The organism is Micromonospora sp. BL1, from assembly GCF_003667485.1.
Lineage (GTDB): Bacteria > Actinomycetota > Actinomycetes > Mycobacteriales > Micromonosporaceae > Micromonospora > Micromonospora tulbaghiae.
The window spans coordinates 1-16,862 of the sequence record NZ_RCVK01000324.1 but is presented as its reverse complement, the minus strand read 5'-3'; the positions used below and the strand labels follow the sequence as shown (position 1 = coordinate 16,862).

The following is a 16,862-nucleotide window of genomic DNA, read 5'->3' as shown; positions in this document are numbered from 1 at the left end:
GGGGACCGGCGGTGGTCCCCGCCGCGCCGGGTCAGGAGGCGTACACCTCGAACTCGGACAGCTGGCCGGCCAGCCAGCCGGTGTTGCCGGTGAAGGTCAGCCGCACGAAGCGGCGGTCACCGGCGGGCAGCGCGATCGACACGCTGTTGCCGCCCGCCGGGTCGAACGCGGCCCGCCGACGCGGCCAGCGTGCTGTACGAGGAGCCGTCGGTGGAGCCGAGCACGGACAGCGTCTGGGTACGCCGTTCCCAGCCGGGCGGGAGCTTGAGCACCACCCGGTCGACGGTGCGGGACGCGCCGAGGTCGACGGTGAGCGACTGCGGGAACGCGTTGTTGGCGCTCTCCCAGTAGCTGGCCGGGTTGCCGTCGACGGCGTTGCCGGCGGCGTACGTCTGGGTGGTGCTGGTGGCGGTCGCCGGCCGGCCCAGGGCCAGGTTCCCGCCGGCCGGCGGCGGCGTGGTCGGCGGCGCGGTGGTCGGCGGGGCCGTCGTCGGCGTTGACGTGGTCGGCGCCGGGCTGGTGGGCGGCGGGCTGGACGGGCCGTTGCCCCACTGCGGCTGCGGCCACGGCCCGCAGTACGGGGTGGGCGTGTACCAGCCCGAGTTGCCGGTGCCCTGGGTGATCTGGAAACCGCTGCCGACGCAGTTGTGGATCGGGTTGGACTGGGCGATGCCCGTCGCACGGACGTTGGTGAACCGGACCTGGCTGGGTGCCTGCACCTGGAGCGCGTACGTGCCCGCGCCGTCGATGCGCACGTTGTCGAACGAGATGCCGCTGGTCTGGCCCTCGATCCAGTGCAGCGCCGCGTACGAGCTGTCCAGGATGTCGGTGTCGGTGACGTTGATCGTGGCGCCCTGAATCGGCTCGTTGAGCGCGGAGAACCAGATCGCGCCCACGCCGAACTGCCAGTTGTAGTCGGAGTTGCCGTTGCGGATCAGCGTGTTGCGGGCCACCGTGATGGTGCCGGACACGGCCGTCGGCCCGGTGACGCCCGGATAGCGGTTCGCCACGTGGATGCCGCCGCCGTTGGTGACCGAGTCGGCGGTGACGTTGTCGGCGATGGTGATGTCCCGCCCGCCGTACGTGACCAGGTGGTTGGCCAGGATCGTCACGCCGATGGTGTTGCGGGTGAAGGAGTTGCCGACGTTGGGCACGCTCTGCGCCCACATGGCCAGCGCGTCGTCACCGGTGTTGCGGACGAACGTGTTGGTGACCGTGGAGTTGGTGACGCCCCAGTGGAAGTTCACCCCGTCGGCGGTCTGGTCGAGGATGCGGCTGTTGCGGATGGTGAAGTTGTCCATCGGACCGTCCATCCAGGCGCCGACCTTGGTGTGCTGCAACCACAGGTTGTCCACCACCGAGTTCGTCATCGCGCCGCCGATGGCGTTGACCTGGTCCTCGTCCACCCGTTCCCGGATGTCGCCGATGATGGCGAAGTCCCGCAGCGTGACGTTGCGGCTGGGCCCGCCGGCCTCGTGCGGCCGGATCTCGCCGGAGTAGCCGCCGCCCGGCACGTACTTGCCGTAGATGCCGGCGGCGCGTTTGCGGTCGGTGGGGTGCCGGCCGCCGAGCACCGAGTGCCAGGGGCCGGCGCCGCGCAGCGTCACGCCGTCGACCACCACGTGGTCCCAGAGCGTGAACGTGCCGGCCGGGATCCACACCGCCCGGCCCTGCGCCTTGCCGGCGTCCACGGCGGCCTGGAACTTCGCCGTCGAGTCGGTGGCGCCGGTCGGGTCGGCGCCGAAGTCGGTCACCACGTCCAGTACGCCGGACGGCTTGGTGATCTGCGCCCCGACCAGCTCGAAGTCGGCCAGGTCGATGGTGAACGTGGGCGACTGGGCGGTCGAGGAGACCTGGAGGCGGATCTTCGTGCCGGCCGGGTAGGTGGTGCCGAACATGGTGCGGGTCTCGTCGTAGAAGTGGTGCGGGTTGGTGTCGCCCGGGTTGTTGTTGAACGGGTAGCCGCCGTAGTACCAGCCGTACCGGGAGGTGACCGGCACGGCCTTGACCAGCGTGCCGTTGGCGCGCAGGTCGATGGTGGCGTCGCGGCCGGTGCCGGCGGCGTTGTCCGGCAGGCTGTACCGGAACGTCACGGCGTTGGCGGGGGCGGTGAGCGTGAACTCGACGTACTCGCCGACGGCGTCGAGCGTGACCGCCTCCCGGCCGGACGCCTCGGACGGCAGCGTGCCGTAGCGCCGGTCGGGGCCGATCCTCGTGCCGGTGTGGGCGGCCTGCTCGGCCTCCTGCTCCCGGAACGGCACTGTGGCGCCGCGTCCGGTGATGTCGAACGGGGACAGTCCGGCGGCGTGCGCCGGGGTGGCGGTCGTGGTGAGCGCCACGACGACGAGTGTCGAGGCGGCGAGCGCGGCGGCGGCGAGGGCGGCCACGCCGGTGCTGCGGTGGCGGTGCGCGGTGCGGTGCTCGGCCATGCGGGGTGTGCTCCCTTTCGTCGGTGGCCAGATCCCCCGTGCGGCGTTGCCTCTCCTTCCTCCTCCCCAGGTGGCGGCATGGCGGCCGGGACGGGCCGCCGGCGCCGCGGTCAGGCCGATCGGGTACGCAGCCAGACCGCGGTGTCCGGTGGCAGCCGGTCGTCGTCGAGTGGGCCGCTGGCGAGCAGCAGCTCGTCCTGCGCGGGCAGCGGCACGGCTGCGCCGCCGAGGTTGACCACGCAGGTGAAGCCGGGTTCGCGGGCGAACGCGAGCACGCCGTGCGGTGCGGGCAGCCAGGTGAGCGTGCCGTCGCCGAGCGCGGGTTCGGCGCGGCGCAGCGTCAGCGCGGCCCGGTACAGCTCCAGCATCGAGTGCGGGTCGCCGGTCTGGGCGCGGACCGTGCGGTCCTTCCAGTCGGCCGGTTGCGGCAGCCACGGCACGGCGTTCGCGCCGTCGGGGCTGAACCCGAACGGCGGGGTGTCGCCCTGCCAGGGCAGCGGCACCCGGCAGCCGTCGCGGCCCGGGTCGACCCGCCCGGACCGCTCCCACATCGGGTCCTGCCGCAGCTCGTACGGGATGTCCTCGACCTCCCAGAGGCCCAGCTCCTCGCCCTGATAGACGTAGGCGGCGCCGGGCAGCGCGAGCGACAGCAGCGCGGCGGCGCGGGCCCGGCGGGTGCCCAGTTCCAGGTCGGTGGGGATGCCCTCGCGTTTGGCGGCGAAGCTGAACCGGGTGTCGGCGCGGCCGTACCGGGTGACGTGGCGGGTGACGTCGTGGTTGGACAGCACCCAGGTGGCCGGTGCGCCGACCGGGGCGTGGGCGGCGAGCGTGCCGTCGATGCTCTCCCGCAGCGCCGTGGCGTCCCAGGCGCAGCCGAGGAAGTCGAAGTTGAACGCGGTGTGCAGCTCGTCCGGACGCAGGTAGTTCGCGAACCGCTGCCGGTCGGGCAGCCACACCTCGCCGACCAGCGCGCGCCCGCCCGGGTACGAGTCGGCGATGCGCCGCCACGCGCGGTAGACGTCGTGCACGCCGTCCTGGTCGCGGAACGGGTGCGGCCGGTCGGGGTGGACCTCGGGCAGCGTGCCGTCCTTGACGAGCAGACCGGCCGAGTCGATGCGGATGCCGTCCACGCCCCGCTCGAACCAGAAGCGCAGGATGTCCTCGAACTCGGCGCGGACCCGGGGGTGGTCCCAGTTGAAGTCGGGCTGCTGCGGGGCGAACAGGTGCAGGTACCAGTCGCCGGGCGTGCCGTCCGGGTCGGTGGTGCGGGTCCAGGTCGGTCCGCCGAACTCGCCGGTCCAGTCGGTGGGCGGGAGGTCACCCCCCGGTCCCCGCCCGGCGCGGAACCAGAACAGCTCCCGCTCGGGCGCGGCCGGCCCGCCGGTGAGCGCGGCCCGGAACCACGGGTGCGCGTCGGAGCAGTGGTTGGGCACCACGTCGACGATGCTGCGGATGCCGAGTGCGTGCGCCTCGGCGATCAGCGCCTCCACCTCGGCGAGCGTGCCGAAGACCGGGTCGATGTCACGGTAGTCGGACACGTCGTAGCCGGCGTCGGCCATCGGCGACGGGTACCAGGGGCTGAACCAGATCGCGTCGACGCCGAGCGCGGCGAGGTGATCCAGGCGGGACCGGATGCCGGCGACGTCGCCGATCCCGTCCCCGTCGCCGTCGGCGAAGCTGCGCGGGTAGACCTGGTAGATCACCGCGGAGCGCCACCACGAGCTGTTGTCGGCCATGGACACGGGCACCTGCTTTCTGCGGGTCGGTTCTGCTGCGGCGGGCTCGCGGCCCGGATGCGGGCGGTGGCACGGGGTCAGCCCTTGAGGCCGCCGGTGGTCAGGCCGGACATGATGTTGCGCTGGAAGATCAGGAACAGCACGACGGTGGGGATCGCGGCGATCACCGACGCGGCGATGACCACGTTCATCGGCGTGCCGCCGGCGAAGGCGTAGATGCCGACGCTGACGGTCCGCGTCTCCGGTGACGGCATGACCAGCTTCGGCCAGAGGAAGTCCTTCCAGACCGCCGTCATCGCGAAGATCGCCACCACGCCGAGGATCGGACGCGACATCGGCAGGACGATGGACCAGAGCGTGCGCAGCGGGGAGGCGCCGTCCATCACGGCGGCGGCCATCAGGTCCTCCGGGATGGAGTCGAAGAACCGTTTCAGCAGGAAGATGTTGAACGCGTTCGCCACCAGCGGCAGCCAGATCGCGAACGGCGAGTCGAGCAGGTTGACGTGCACGATCGGCAGGTCGATCACCGTCACGTACTGCGGGACGATCAGCACCATCGCCGGGATCATCAGCGTCGCCAGCATCATGCCGAGGATCAGCTTGCCCAGCACCGGGCGCAGCTTCGACAGCGCGTACGCGGCGGCGGTGTCGAGGACGAGCTGGAACAGCACCGCCCCGGTGGCGTAGTAGAACGTGTTGAACAGCAGTTTCGCCAGGTCCAGGTTGGTCCAGGCGTCGACGTAGTTGCCCGGCTGCGGGTCCTGCGGGAACAGCGTCGGTGGTGTCTGGGCGATCTCCTGGCCGGACTTCAGCGCGCCGGTGACCATCCAGTACAGCGGGCCGAGGAACACCAGCGTGAACCCGGCCACGACCACGGACAGCACGATCCAGTAGAGGACGCGGCCACGACCGCGCCGCAGCTGGGCGTGGGAGACGAGGGTGCGGGTGGTGAGGTCGGCGGCCATGTCCTAGTCCTGTCTCGCGGTCAGTCGCAGGTAGACGGCGGAGAACCCGGCCAGCACCACCAGCATGATCACGCCGAGCGCGGCGGCGCCGTTGAGGTCGTTCTGGAAGAACCCGTGCTGGTAGATCAGGTACGCCACGGAGGTCGCCGAGTCCTGCGTACCGGCGCCGTTGGCGAGGATCAGCGGCTCGATGAACAGCTGCATGGTGGCGACGATCTGGAGCATCGCCAGCAGCGCCAGGATCAGCCGGGTCTGCGGCACCGTGACGTGCAGGATGCGCCGCCACAGCCCGGCGCCGTCGATCTCGGCGGCCTCGTACAGCTCGCCGGGGATGTTCTGCAACGCGGCCAGGTAGATCAGCACCGCGCCGCCCATGTTCATCCAGGTCGACGCGATCACCATGGCCGGCATCGTCATCGTGGGCGACTGCATCCACTCCGACGTGGGCAGTCCCAGCGCGGTGAGGATCGCGTTGAACAGCCCCGCCTCGCTCGGGTCGTACGCGTAGAACTTGAACAGGAACAGCGCGGACGCCGGCGGCAGCATCACCGGCAGGTAGACCAGCACCCGCAGGTAGCCCTTGGCGTGGCGCAGCTCGTTGAGCAGGATCGCCACGAAGAACGGCACCAGGTAGCCGAGCACCAGCGCCAGGCCGGTGAAGACGAACGTGTTCTTCCAGGCGGTCCAGAAGCTCGGATCGGCGATGATCCGGCTGTAGTTGTCCCAGCCCACCCAGGTGGTCTCGCCCCGGCGGGTGCGCTGGAAGCTCATCACGACGCCGCGGACCATCGGGTACCAGGAGAAGACGGCGAAGCACGCGACCGCGCCGATGAGGAAGGTGTGCCCGGTGAGGTTGTCCCGGACCTTGCGGCCGAGACCGGCGCGGCGTCCGGCGGTACGCGACGGCGGCGGCGCGACGGGGCCGGTACGGCGGGTGGCGCCGGGGGCGGTGGTGAGCGCCAAGGCGACTCCTGCGGTGCTCGGGGAGGTGGGACCGGTGCGCCGGCCCCACCTCCGGTCGGGTCAGCTCTGCGCGGCCAGCAGCTGGTTGACCTTGTCCTCGGCGGTCTTGAGCAGCGCGTCGATGTTCGCGTTCGGGTTGGTCAGCACCCCGGACATCGCGGCGTCGAGCACCGCGTAGATCGCCTGGGCGTTGCGCGGCTCGCCCTTGATCGGCACCGGGTTGGCCTCGAAGACCGCGAAGTTCGCGGTGTCCACGTTGGCGTTGGCCTTGCGCAGCTCCAGTTCCTGCTTCTGCGCGTCGCTGCCGTTCGCGAACAGCAGCGGCTGGGGCAGGCCGACCGGGTAGTTCTGCGGCTTGGCGCGCACGTAGTCGAACTGGCCCTTACCCGGGGTCAGCTTCTGGTAGGCGAGCCACTTCAGGCCGGCCTTGACCTGCTCCGGGCTCAGGCCCTTCTTGAAGAAGTAGCCCTCGCCGCCGCCGAGCGTCGCCAAGGCCTGCCCGTCCTGGCCGGGCAGCGGGCCCATCGCCCAGTCCTGGTACTTGCCCTGGAACTGGCTGACGATCGCCTGGGTCGCGTCCGGCGCGCCGATGAACATGCCGACCTTGCCGGCGCCGGCGTTGGTGAGCAGGTCACCCCACTGGAGCAGCTGCCGGCTGCCCATGCTGTTGTCGCCGTACCGCATGTCCTTGAGGTTCTGCAGGACCTGCTTGCCCATCGCGTTGTTGAAGTCGGCCTTCTTGCCGTCGGCGCTGAGCACCTGGCCGCCCTGGGAGTAGAGCAGCGAGGTGAAGTGCCAGCCGCCGGTGTTGCCGGCGCTGTACTCGGCGTACCCGGCGATGCCGTCGCCCAGCGCGGAGATCTTCTTGGCCGCGGCGCGCACCTCGGGCCAGGTCTTCGGCGGGTTGTTCACGTCGAGCCCGGCCCGCTGGAACAGCGCCTTGTTGTAGATCAGGCCCATCGAGTAGTTCTTCACCGGTACGGCGTAGAGCTTGCCGCCGTCGGTGAAGACGTCCTTGAGCGCCGGGTCGACGCTGTCCCAGGTGGGGATGGTGTCCTTCGTGGCGTACTGGCCGATGTCCATCGCCTGGCCGGAGTCCAGCACCTGCTGGAGGTCGGTCATGTAGCCGTAGAACACGTCGGTGACGGTGCCGCCGGCCAGGCGGGCGGTGAAGTCCGGCGGGTTGTTGCACTGCTCGCCGACGCTGACGCTCTTGACGACGATGTCCGGGTTCTGCCGCTGGAACTCGGCGACGTCGTCGTTCCAGTTCTTCAGCAGTTCCTTCTGCGCGCCGACCGGCTGGCAGTCGACCGTGATGGTGACCTTGCCGCCGGCGTCGCTGCTGTCGTCGCTCTTGGTGGAGCACGCCGCAAGGCTGAGCCCGAGGCCGGCCGCGAGCGCGAGCGCCGCGACCTTCCGATACTGCGGTACGGACATCTGTCCATCCCTTCGGGAACGGGTGTATCCATGGCCTTCACTGATGTGCGGTGACCGCGCGGCTGCCTCGGTGGTGGAACGGCAACCGGCGCGCGCCCTGCCTCCGGAAACCGCGCCCCGGGTCAGGTGTGAGTGGAGTCACTGTAACGACGTGAACCATCGACAGCAAGATGCCGACTCAACAACGCAAGAACACGACTTGGTCACGCAGATCGCGGAGTCGGTGTCACCTCGGGGAACGACGGCCGGCCCCGGGTCCTGGATGGACGCGGGGCGAGGCAGGAGAGGGTCGGGTCAGCGGCGAGGGGCGGGAGCGGTGGAGCCGCGCACCACCAGCTCGGGCTCGAACAGCAGCTCGTCGTGCAGTACGCCGGCGCCGTCGATCTGGGTCACCAGCAGGTCCACGGCGGCCTGGCCCATCGTCTCGATCGGCTGCCGCACGGTGGTCAGCGGCGGATCGGTGCAGGTCATGAACGCCGAGTCGTCGAACCCGACCACCGACACGTCGGCCGGCACGGCGCAGCCCAGGCGGCGGGCGGCCCGGATGGTGCCCAGCGCCAGCACGTCGCTGGCGCAGACGATCCCGGTGGCGCCGCGCTCGATCAGTTTCGTGGCGGCGACCCGCGCGCCCTCCATGGAGAAGCTGGACCGCTCCACCAGGGACCGGTCCTCGCCCCAGCCGGCGGCCCGGACCATGGCGTCGAGCTTGCGGCGCGAGGGCACGTGGTCGGCCGGGCCGAGCACCATGCCGATCCGCTCGTGGCCGAGGGAGCGCAGGTGCCCGTACGCCTGCTCGACGGCGACCGCGTCGTCGGTGGACACCCGCGGGAAGCCCAGTTCCTCGACGCCGGCGTTCACCAGCACCACCGGCAGGCCCCGGTCGGTCAGGCGCCGGTAGTGCTCGTGCGAGGCGTCGGCCAGGGCGTACGAGCCACCGGCGAAGATGACGCCGCTGACCTGGTGGTCGAGCAGCATCTCCACGTACCCGGACTCCGGCACGCCGCCGATGGTGCGGGCGCACAGCGCCGGGGTGAAGCCGCGCTGCGCGAGCGATCCGGTGACCACCTCGGCCAGCGCCGGGAAGATCGGGTTCTGCAACTCCGGCAGCACCAGGCCGACCAGGCGGGCGCGCTCGCCGCGCAGCTTCGTCGGGCGCTCGTAGCCGAGCACGTCGAGGGCGGTCAGCACGGCGGTCCGGGTCGCCTCGGACACGCCGCCGCGGCCGTTGAGCACGCGGCTCACTGTGGCCTCGCTGACGCCCGCCTTGCGGGCAACCTCGGTCAGGCGCTTCGTCACGGCGGCAATCGTACGTCGGATTCTTGCAAGAAATGAACAGCCGGAGCGGTCAGGTCTTGCCGTCCAGGCGGGCAATCGGTCCGAAAGATGCGAGCAGATTGATGCTTGAAAGGCAACAGGATGCCGGAATAACATGAGAAACCTTGTCGATGGCCTGCGCCGCCGAGGCCACCCCTCCCCGAGAAAGTGGGTGCTCCGATGTCGCGGAGCGTGCCGAGGATCCTCGCGGCGCTGGTCGTCGCCGCCGCCCTGCTCGCACCACCCGGTGCCGCCGCGGCGGGCCCACCGCGCGGACCGGCCCCCGTGGTGACCCGCGCCGGGCTCGACCCCGCGCTCGTCGCCGGTCGCGGCGCGACGGTGGACTACGTCGAGCAGGAGGCGGAACACGGCCGCACCACCGGCACCGTGATCGGGCCGGACCGGTCGGCGTACACACTGGCCGGTGAGGCGTCCGGCCGCCGGGCGGTGCGCCTGCTGCCCGGCCAGTACGTCGAACTGACGCTCCCCCGGTCCACGAACGCGCTCACCGTGCGCTACAGCATCCCGGACGCGCCCGGCGGCGGCGGGATCACCGCGCCCCTGCGGGTCTCCGTCGGGCACGCGCCCGCGCGCACCATGACGCTGACCTCGCAGTACGCCTGGCTCTACAACCAGTACCCGTTCACCAACGACCCCGGCGCCGACCTGCTGCACCCGGACTGGTGGATCACCGAGTGCTCCTGCGTCCCGGCCGCCACCACACCCGCGCCGGTGATCGCCAAGCCGTTCCGGCCACACCACTTCTACGACGAGCAGCGGATGCTGCTCGGCCGTACCCACCGGGCCGGTGAGGTGGTCCGGCTGACCGCGCCGCGCGGCACCGCCGCCGCGTGGACGGTGATCGACCTGGTGGACGCACACCTCATCGCACCGCCCCGGACGGTCCCCCGCGCGGTGAACGCGCTGTCCTTCGGCGCCGATCCGACCGGCCGGCGGGAGTCCGCCGACGCGTTCGACCGCGCGATCGCGTACGCCCGCCGGGTGGACCGCCCGCTCTACCTGCCGCCTGGTACCTACCAGGTCAACCGGCACGTCGTCGTCGACGACGTGACGATCGCCGGGGCCGGCAGCTGGTACACGGTCGTGCGGGGACGCGAGGTGGCGCTGGACCCGCCCGCTCCCGACGGCTCCCGCCACACCGGCGTCGGCTTCTACGGCCGCGACGCCGCCGACGGCGGCAGCAGCGATGTGCACCTGTCCGGCTTCGCGATCGAGGGCGACGTACGGGAGCGGATCGACACCGACCAGGTCAACGCCGTCGGCGGGGCGCTCAACCGCAGCACGATCGACGGCCTCTACCTGCACCACACGAAGGTGGGCATGTGGTTCGACGGGCCGATGACCGGCCTGCGGGTCACGAACACGGTGATCGCGGACCAGATCGCCGACGGGCTGAACTTCCACACCGGCGTCACGCACTCGTCGGTGACGAACTCGGTGGTCCGCAACAGCGGTGACGACGCGCTGGCGATGTGGTCGGAGGGCACGGCGAACGCGTCGAACACGTTCGCGTACAACACCGTGCAGTCGCCGGTGCTCGCCAACGGCATCGCGCTGTACGGCGGCGCCGACCTCACAGTGGCGCACAACCTGATCGCCGATCCGGTACGCGAGGGCAGCGCGATCCAGGTGGGCTCCCGGTTCGGGGCCGAGCCGTTCACCGGCCGGCTGCGGATCACCGGCAACACCACGGTCCGGGCCGGCACGTACGACCTGAACTGGAACATCGGCCTCGGCGCGATCTGGTTCTACGCGCTGGACCGCAGCATCGACGCGGCGGACATCGAGGTGCGCGGTGACGCGTACCTGGACAGCACCTACAACGCGATCATGCTGGTCAGCGACTGGCCGGTGAAGGACAGCGTCCGCATCGACAACGTCCGCTTCCGCGACATCCGGGTCGACGGCACCGGGACGTCGGTGGTCAGCGCGCGTACGGCGGGCGGGGCGAGCTTCGCGAACGTCGACGCCCGCAACGTGGGCGCGGTCGGCGTGAACAACTGCGGTTCGTTCCACTTCACCCCGGCCGGGTCGGAGTTCGGCCTGACCGACCTCGGCGGCAACGACGGCGGCTGGCTGGCGTCGTGGCTGCTGCCGAACACCATCACCTGCGACGACCGGCCGCCCGTGGTGCCGCCGCCTCCGCCCTCGCGCTGGTGACACGACGCGACCCCCGCCGGCCGGGCCGGCGGGGGTCGCGGTACGGGTGGCTCAGGCCTCGGTGAGCTGGCCGCGCAGCTTGGTCAGGGCGCGGGCGAGCAGCCGGGACACGTGCATTTGGGAGACACCGACCCGGGCGGCGATCTCGCTCTGGGTCAGGTTGCCGTAGAAGCGCAGCGTAAGGATCTTCTGCTCCCGCTCGTCGAGCGTGGCGAGCGCCGGGCCGAGCGAGGCGCGCAGGTCGGCCAGCTCGTACTCGTTGTCCTCGGTGCCGAGCGTGTCGCCCAGCTCGGTGGCGCTGTCGCCGTCGCCGATCGGGGTGGACAGCGAGACCGCGTTGTACGCGCGGGCGCCCTCCAGGCCCTCCAGCACCTCTTCCTCGGTGACGTCGAGGTGGGCGGCGATGTCGGCGACGGTCGGGGCCCGGTTGAGCGTCTGGGTCAGCGTGCTGTTGGCCTCGGAGATGCGCAGCCGCAGCTCCTGGAGGCGACGCGGAACCCGGATGTTCCAGGTGCGGTCGCGGAAGTGCCGCTTGATCTCGCCGAGGATGGTCGGGATGGCGAAGCCGGCGAAGTCGACGCCGCGCGAGGCGTCGAACCGGTCGACGGCCTTGATCAGGCCGAGCGCCGCGGTCTGGGCCAGGTCGCCGGCCGGCTCGCCGCGTCCGCTGTAGCGGGCGGCCAGGTGGTTCGCCAGCGGCAGCCACGCCTCGATGACCTGGTTGCGCAGGGCGGCCCGCTGGGGGTGGTCGGCGGGCAGCGTGGCGAGCGCCGCGATCAGCTCACTGGCGCGGCTCTCCTCACCGGTCTGCGGCGCGCGCTGCACCTCGGTCGCGGTCGATGCCATGGTCATCGTGGTCATGCTGCCCTTCCTGTCCTCGGAGAACGGGTGGCCTCCCACACCGGTCGTGCCAGCCACACTAGACCAAAGGTCACCGCCAAATCAACCGAACGGACGATGGAGATTTCGTTTCATATCCGGACAGAGCGGCGAGGAAGGGTGTCAGCGAGGTAACAGCGGCCGGTAGTCGGCGGCGGTGAGCGGCAGCGCGGAGAGGCTTCCGTCCGCGCGTGGCACCTCCAGCGGCTGCCCGTCCCGGCGGAACGCCACGCTGTACACGTCGGGCCGCTGAGTGAGGCTGCACACGATCTGCCCGAAGGCGAGCACCTCGTCGTTGCGGCCGGTCTCCTCCCCGGCCTGGCGCACGTCGACGGTGGCCAGCGTGCCGGTCAGCGTCGCCCCGGCCACCGCCACCGTGCCCGGCAGCGCCGTGGCCAGCCCCTGACGGCGCTCGCCGCCGTCCGGCCCGGCCAGCAGGTGCTGGAGGTGCGAGTCCACCCCGGGCAGCCCGTCCACCCGGCGCTTGACCACGACCAGCCCGTCGTCGCGGACGAAGCAGAACGGCTCGTCCACCCGCCCGTCCCCGTCGGCGGTCGAGGACACGGCGGGGGTCGGGAACGCGCCGGGCGGCGTCTGCACCACGCGGGGCTCGTCGTCCACCGGCACCCCGCAGCCGGCCAGCAGCACGGCCGCCAGCAGGCCGGGCACGAGCCGCCGGCGGCTCATCGCAGCGCTCCGGGCAGCTCGACCCGGAAGCGGGCGCCGGGCCCCCGGTCCAGCACCGCGGCCGTACCGCCGTGCGCGGCGGCGTGCTGCGCCACCAGCGCGAGCCCGAGGCCGGTGCCGTCGGTCCCGGCCCGGTCGTGCGCCGCCCGGCCCCTGACGAACCGGTCGAAGATGATCTCGCGGTCGCCGGGCGGCACGCCCGGACCGTCGTCGTCGACCTCCAGCACGCCCACGCCGTCGCGCCCGCCGAGGCGGATCGCGACCGGCCCGCCGCCGTACCGCTCGGCGTTCTCCAGCAGGTTCAGCAGCGTCTGGGCGAACCGGCGCCGGTCGACCCACCACAGGCGCGGGGCGTCGCCGTCGACTGTCACCAGGCTCTCCGGCAGCGACCGTTCCCGGCAGGTGGCCCGGGCCAGCTCCACCACGTCGACGGTCTCGCGGTGTGCCGGCTGCTCGGTGCGGGCCAGCTGGATGAGGTCGTCGACCAGACGCTGGAACCGGGTCACCTCGTCGGCGACCAGGCCCGCCGCGGTGGCGGTGCGCTCGTCCTGGTGCTCCCGGCGGCGGTTGAGCACGCTCGCGGCGGCGGCCAGGGTCTGCAACGGCGAGCGCAGCTCGTGGCTCACGTCGGCGGCGAAACGCCGGTCCCGCTCGATGCGGTGCACCAGCTTGTCGACCATCTCGTTGAACGAGCTGGACAGGCGGGTCAGGTCGGGATCGGTGGTCGGGTCGAGCCGGGTGGCGAAGTCGCCGGACGCGATCCGTTCCGCCGCGTCGGCGACCGCGGTGAGCGGCCGCAGGCTGTGCCGGGTGGCGTACCAGCCGAGCGCCGCGCCCGCACCGGCGACCATGATCGCCACCGCGATCAGCGCCAGGCCCACCACCTGGAACGTCTCCTCGACCTCCCGCAGCGAGGTCAGCTCGTAGTAGCCGAGCGCGCCGGGCAGCGGCACGCCCACCAGCAGCGCGGGCTGCCCGTCGAGCCGGATGCGCTGCACCGCGGGCTTGCCGTCGGCCACCATCCGCTGCAGCTCCACCGGCACCGAGCTGGCGCCCACGTCGGCGGTACGGGCGTACCAGCCGTCGGGCAGGTGCAGCAGGGGGCGGCGGGCACTGCCGGTGTCGAGCGAGCGCAGCACGGCCACCACGTCCGGGGTGCCGGTGTCCAGGCCGGAACGGACCACGGCGGCGTCGTAGTAGGCGGCCCGGACCGCGGTGCGCTCCCGCTCGTCGAGCAGCGAGCGCCGGGTCAGGTCGTATGAGAACAGGGCCATCAGCGCGGACAGCAGCAACGCCCCCACGGCGAACGCCGCGGTGACCCGGGCGCGCAGGCCGGGACGGGTCATCGCTGGAGTTTGTAGCCGAGGCCGCGCAGCGTGACCAGGTGGCGCGGGTTGGCCGGGTCGGATTCGATCTTCTGCCGCAGCCGGCCCACGTGCACGTCGACGAGCCGCTCGTCACCGGTCTCGTAACCCCAGACCCGGCTGAGCAGCTGCTGGCGCGACAGCACCCGGCCGGCGTGCTCGGCCAGCTCGCACAGCAGCCGGAACTCGGTGCGGGTAACCGGCACCGGCTGTCCCGAGCGCCGCACCTCGCCGGCCTCCGCGCTGATCTCCAGGTCGCCGAAGAACTGGGCGGGCACCGGCCCGGCCACCGTGCGTACGCGCCGGCGCAGCGCCCGCAGCCGGGCGGACAGCTCCTTGATCGCGACCGGCTTCACCACGTAGTCGTCGGCGCCCGCCTCCAGCGCGGCGACGATGTCGTGGGTGTCGTCGCGGGCGCTGATCACCACGACCGGCACGTCGTCGTCGCGGCGCAGTTGGCGGATGCAGTCGAACCCGTTCATGCCGGGCAGCATCAGGTCGACGAGCACGTAGTCGGCCGGCTTCTCCCGCTGCCGGCGCAGACCGTCCTCCGCGGTCGGGGCGCCGTACGCCTCGTAGCCCTCCTCCTCCAGGGCGAGCTGCAGCGCGAGCCGGATGCGGTCGTCGTCCTCGATCACCAGTACGGCCGTCATATGGGCATCATGACCGGCCCGGCACGGGTCGCCCAATCGCGTGGGCCGTTCGTGGTTTTTGTCATCGAACCGTCATACAACCGTCCGGTGACCTCCAAGATCCCTGCGCAGAGTGGGGTCTGACCCGATCCCGTCACGGAAGCGACCCGATGCCTGCCAGCCTGCCGTCCCCGCCGGAGTCCGCGGTGCCGCACGTGCGCGTGGACATCACCGACGAGCTGGACCTCGCCGGGCTGCCCGAGGTCGCCCACGTGATGGACCGCATCCTCGCGCTCCGGCCCCGCGAGCTGACGATCGACCTCGCCGGGTGCCGCCATGTGGACGCCGCCGCCGTCGCGCTGCTGCTGGACGTGCACCGCCGGCTGGCGCGCCAGGGCGGTCTGCTCACGCTGAGCAGTCCGCATCCGCGGATCCGGCGCATCCTGGAGAACTCCGGGCTCGGTGCCGTACCCGTCGTCGACACGCCCCGTCCGGCCGCGCGCGGCCGGGCCCGGGTCGCGTCCGCATCACGCTGAGGAGGAGTGGTGACCGGCAGCACGCTCGTCGGAGCGCTCGTGGTTGGTCTGGCCGTGGGCGGGCTGGGACGCCTCGTCCTGCCGGGGCGCAAGGCCGTCCCGGTGTGGCTGACACTCGCGCTCGGCGTCGCGGCCGCGCTGCTCGGCGCGATCGTGGTCGGGCTGGTGGACCACCGCACCGACGGATCGCCGGTGCTGCCGCTGATGGTGCAGACCGGCTTCGCCGCCGTGGCGGTCGTGCTGGCGGTGGTCGCCGCGGGCCGGCCGGAGGCCCAGGGGCAGACCCCTCCCGGCACGGGCGGCCGGCGGAAGGAGGAGGTGTGACTGTCGTACCCGCGGATCACCTGATGATGCTCATCTGCGACGGCTGCGGTGACAGCGTCACCGGCGCGGGCGCCACGCTGCCCGACGCCGAGGTGGTGTGGACGCTCGTGTTCGAGCACGACTGGGTCGGCTCGCCGTTCGCGTCCGGACCGCACCACTGCCCCCGGTGCAGCGCCCGGGCGGCCATCGCCGACGACGGCCTGGGCACCGAGGACCTGGAGCAGGTGGGCGGCACCCCGGCCGCCCACGACGTCGACCCGGCCACGGCGGTCCGCCGCGCCCTCGACGAGCGCTCCCGGCGCGACGACATGGAGCTGGTCGACCTGTCCGGCCTGGAGGTGATCGACTCCGCCGGGCTCAGCCTGCTGGTGCGCGCGCACCAGGACGCCCGGCGCGACGGCCGGCGGCTGGGCCTGCTGTCCCCCTCGCGGTTCGTGCTCACCGTGCTGCACACCATGCGGCTCGACGGCGTCTTCACAGTCGTCGACGGCCGCGTCCCGGCGCCGGGCCCCGCGTCCCGGCGACCGGTCCTGACCGAACAGAAGGAGCCCTCCCCGTGGTGATGCCCTGGCCGTACCCCGAGTTCCCGTTCACCGGCGGCGGACCGGAGCCCGACGACGCGGACACCCGCCTCGCGTCGCTCGTCGCCCAGCGGCTCAGCGCCGACTGGACCACCCGCCGCCAGCAGATCACCGTGACCGTGCAGAACCGGGTGGTCATCCTCGCCGGCCTGGTGGCCGACCCGCAGACGCGCCTGGTCGCCGCCGAGCTGGCGTGGGACGTGCCCGGTGTGTACGACGTCTGCAACGCGTTGCGGCTCTACGGCGGGCGCCGCGGCGGCCGTTGACCGGCGGCGGTTGCACGCATCGGCGTCCACCTCTACGCTCGGCCGTGGGAGCGCTCCCCCAGGCCGCCGCGTCGGGCTTTCCGGGCAGGTTCACGACGGGCACCGTCCGATCACCATCCAGACGATGGGACCTTCCCGCATGTTCTCGATTCCCCGCCCGTCCCGGCGGCACCTGCTCGCCGGCGGCGCGGTCGGCGCGCTCGCCCTGGCGGCGGTGGCCGTCCTGCCCTCGCCCGACGCGATGGCGGCGACCGGCTGCGCCGTCACCTACACCACCAACTCCTGGCCGGGCGGCTTCACCGCGAACGTGGCGGTGCGCAACCTCGGCGACCCGGTGAGCAACTGGACGCTGGGCTTCACCTTCCCCGACGGCGGCCAGCGCGTGGTGCAGGGCTGGTCGGCCACCTGGCAGCAGAGCGGCTCGGCGGTCACCGCCCGCAGCCTCGACTACAACGGCACGCTCGGCACCGGCGCGAGCACCACTGTCGGCTTCAACGGCTCGTGGACCGGCTCGAACCCGAACCCCACGTCGTTCACGCTCAACGGCGCCGTCTGCACCGGCGGCACG

15 protein-coding genes and 1 pseudogene are annotated in these 16,862 nt (G+C 72.2%); 6 read left to right on the top strand and 10 right to left on the bottom strand.

The annotated features are described in order from the left end of the window. Nucleotides 1-31 precede the first annotated feature (31 nt). The 6 genes and pseudogenes from EAD96_RS24695 to EAD96_RS24670 all read right to left on the bottom strand — a co-directional run bounded on the left by EAD96_RS24695 (nt 32) and on the right by EAD96_RS24670 (nt 8,826). Nucleotides 32-2,429: pseudogene (locus EAD96_RS24695) on the bottom strand (discoidin domain-containing protein). 110 nt (nt 2,430-2,539) lie between these two features. Then, complete coding sequence (locus tag EAD96_RS24690; RefSeq protein WP_121685955.1) at nt 2,540-4,165, bottom strand: glycoside hydrolase family 13 protein; 1,626 nt, start codon at nt 4,163-4,165, stop codon at nt 2,540-2,542. 77 nt (nt 4,166-4,242) lie between these two features. Next, nucleotides 4,243-5,130 carry a carbohydrate ABC transporter permease gene (locus tag EAD96_RS24685; RefSeq protein ID WP_121685954.1) on the bottom strand — a complete coding sequence of 296 codons (888 nt, stop codon included), beginning with the start codon at nt 5,128-5,130 and terminating at the stop codon, nt 4,243-4,245. Between the two features lie 3 nt (nt 5,131-5,133). Then, entirely contained in the window at nt 5,134-6,093 is a 960-nt protein-coding gene (locus EAD96_RS24680; protein WP_120570048.1) for a carbohydrate ABC transporter permease, read from the bottom strand. Nucleotides 6,094-6,153: 60 nt separating this feature from the next. Beyond that, nucleotides 6,154-7,530 (bottom strand): ABC transporter substrate-binding protein, encoded by a 1,377-nt coding sequence (locus tag EAD96_RS24675; RefSeq protein WP_121685953.1) that lies wholly within the window; start codon nt 7,528-7,530, stop codon nt 6,154-6,156. Between the two features lie 294 nt (nt 7,531-7,824). Further along, complete coding sequence (locus EAD96_RS24670) at nt 7,825-8,826, bottom strand: LacI family DNA-binding transcriptional regulator (RefSeq protein WP_091428158.1); 1,002 nt, start codon at nt 8,824-8,826, stop codon at nt 7,825-7,827. Nucleotides 8,827-9,024: 198 nt separating this feature from the next. Here EAD96_RS24670 and EAD96_RS24665 point away from each other — a divergent pair, with 198 nt between their 5' ends. Then, nucleotides 9,025-11,025, top strand: coding sequence for a glycosyl hydrolase family 28-related protein (locus tag EAD96_RS24665; protein ID WP_121685952.1), 2,001 nt, complete (start codon nt 9,025-9,027; stop codon nt 11,023-11,025). A gap of 51 nt (nt 11,026-11,076) precedes the next feature. Here EAD96_RS24665 and EAD96_RS24660 read toward each other — a convergent pair whose 3' ends face one another. The 4 genes from EAD96_RS24660 to EAD96_RS24645 form a co-directional block, all read right to left on the bottom strand. Next, complete coding sequence (locus EAD96_RS24660; RefSeq protein WP_120570051.1) at nt 11,077-11,886, bottom strand: SigB/SigF/SigG family RNA polymerase sigma factor; 810 nt, start codon at nt 11,884-11,886, stop codon at nt 11,077-11,079. 141 nt (nt 11,887-12,027) lie between these two features. Then, on the bottom strand, nt 12,028-12,591 hold the full coding sequence (locus tag EAD96_RS24655) for a GerMN domain-containing protein (protein ID WP_121685951.1): 564 nt from the start codon (nt 12,589-12,591) through the stop codon (nt 12,028-12,030). Further along, nucleotides 12,588-13,937: a cell wall metabolism sensor histidine kinase WalK gene (locus EAD96_RS24650; RefSeq protein WP_091428150.1), complete on the bottom strand. Its 1,350-nt coding sequence runs from the start codon at nt 13,935-13,937 to the stop codon at nt 12,588-12,590. Before EAD96_RS24650 ends, EAD96_RS24655 begins: the two co-directional genes overlap by 4 nt. Then, a complete protein-coding gene (locus EAD96_RS24645) occupies nt 13,934-14,608 on the bottom strand; it encodes a response regulator transcription factor (protein WP_013286142.1) in 675 nt (224 codons plus the stop codon). The genes EAD96_RS24650 and EAD96_RS24645 overlap by 4 nt, the downstream gene beginning before the upstream one ends. Before the next feature lie 149 nt (nt 14,609-14,757). On the opposite strand from EAD96_RS24645, the gene EAD96_RS24640 reads away from it, so the two are divergent. The 5 genes from EAD96_RS24640 to EAD96_RS24620 form a co-directional block, all read left to right on the top strand. Beyond that, nucleotides 14,758-15,123: an STAS domain-containing protein gene (locus tag EAD96_RS24640; protein ID WP_091428145.1), complete on the top strand. Its 366-nt coding sequence runs from the start codon at nt 14,758-14,760 to the stop codon at nt 15,121-15,123. Between the two features lie 9 nt (nt 15,124-15,132). Next, on the top strand, nt 15,133-15,447 hold the full coding sequence (locus EAD96_RS24635) for a hypothetical protein (RefSeq protein WP_120573797.1): 315 nt from the start codon (nt 15,133-15,135) through the stop codon (nt 15,445-15,447). Continuing rightward, on the top strand, nt 15,444-16,010 hold the full coding sequence (locus EAD96_RS24630; RefSeq protein WP_120570054.1) for an STAS domain-containing protein: 567 nt from the start codon (nt 15,444-15,446) through the stop codon (nt 16,008-16,010). The genes EAD96_RS24635 and EAD96_RS24630 overlap by 4 nt, the downstream gene beginning before the upstream one ends. Continuing rightward, nucleotides 16,010-16,294, top strand: a complete 285-nt coding sequence (locus EAD96_RS24625; RefSeq protein ID WP_175438924.1) for a BON domain-containing protein — start codon at nt 16,010-16,012, stop codon at nt 16,292-16,294. The genes EAD96_RS24630 and EAD96_RS24625 overlap by 1 nt, the downstream gene beginning before the upstream one ends. A gap of 139 nt (nt 16,295-16,433) precedes the next feature. Continuing rightward, nucleotides 16,434-16,862, top strand: a 429-nt coding sequence (locus EAD96_RS24620) for a cellulose-binding domain-containing protein (RefSeq protein WP_199733287.1), incomplete at its 3' end; no start/stop codon positions are given.

Excerpts from the sequence above, each read along its gene's own strand:
- EAD96_RS24690 (WP_121685955.1), bottom strand. The coding sequence starts at position 4,165 with ATGGCCGACAACAGCTCGTGGTGGCGCTCCGCGGTGATCTACCAGGTC.
- EAD96_RS24685 (WP_121685954.1), bottom strand. The coding sequence starts at position 5,130 with ATGGCCGCCGACCTCACCACCCGCACCCTCGTCTCCCACGCCCAGCTG.
- EAD96_RS24675 (WP_121685953.1), bottom strand. The coding sequence starts at position 7,530 with ATGTCCGTACCGCAGTATCGGAAGGTCGCGGCGCTCGCGCTCGCGGCC.
- EAD96_RS24665 (WP_121685952.1), top strand. The coding sequence starts at position 9,025 with ATGTCGCGGAGCGTGCCGAGGATCCTCGCGGCGCTGGTCGTCGCCGCC.
- EAD96_RS24660 (WP_120570051.1), bottom strand. The coding sequence starts at position 11,886 with ATGACCACGATGACCATGGCATCGACCGCGACCGAGGTGCAGCGCGCG.
- EAD96_RS24655 (WP_121685951.1), bottom strand. The coding sequence starts at position 12,591 with ATGAGCCGCCGGCGGCTCGTGCCCGGCCTGCTGGCGGCCGTGCTGCTG.
- EAD96_RS24650 (WP_091428150.1), bottom strand. The coding sequence starts at position 13,937 with ATGACCCGTCCCGGCCTGCGCGCCCGGGTCACCGCGGCGTTCGCCGTG.
- EAD96_RS24645 (WP_013286142.1), bottom strand. The coding sequence starts at position 14,608 with ATGACGGCCGTACTGGTGATCGAGGACGACGACCGCATCCGGCTCGCG.
- EAD96_RS24640 (WP_091428145.1), top strand. The coding sequence starts at position 14,758 with ATGCCTGCCAGCCTGCCGTCCCCGCCGGAGTCCGCGGTGCCGCACGTG.
- EAD96_RS24625 (WP_175438924.1), top strand. The coding sequence starts at position 16,010 with ATGCCCTGGCCGTACCCCGAGTTCCCGTTCACCGGCGGCGGACCGGAG.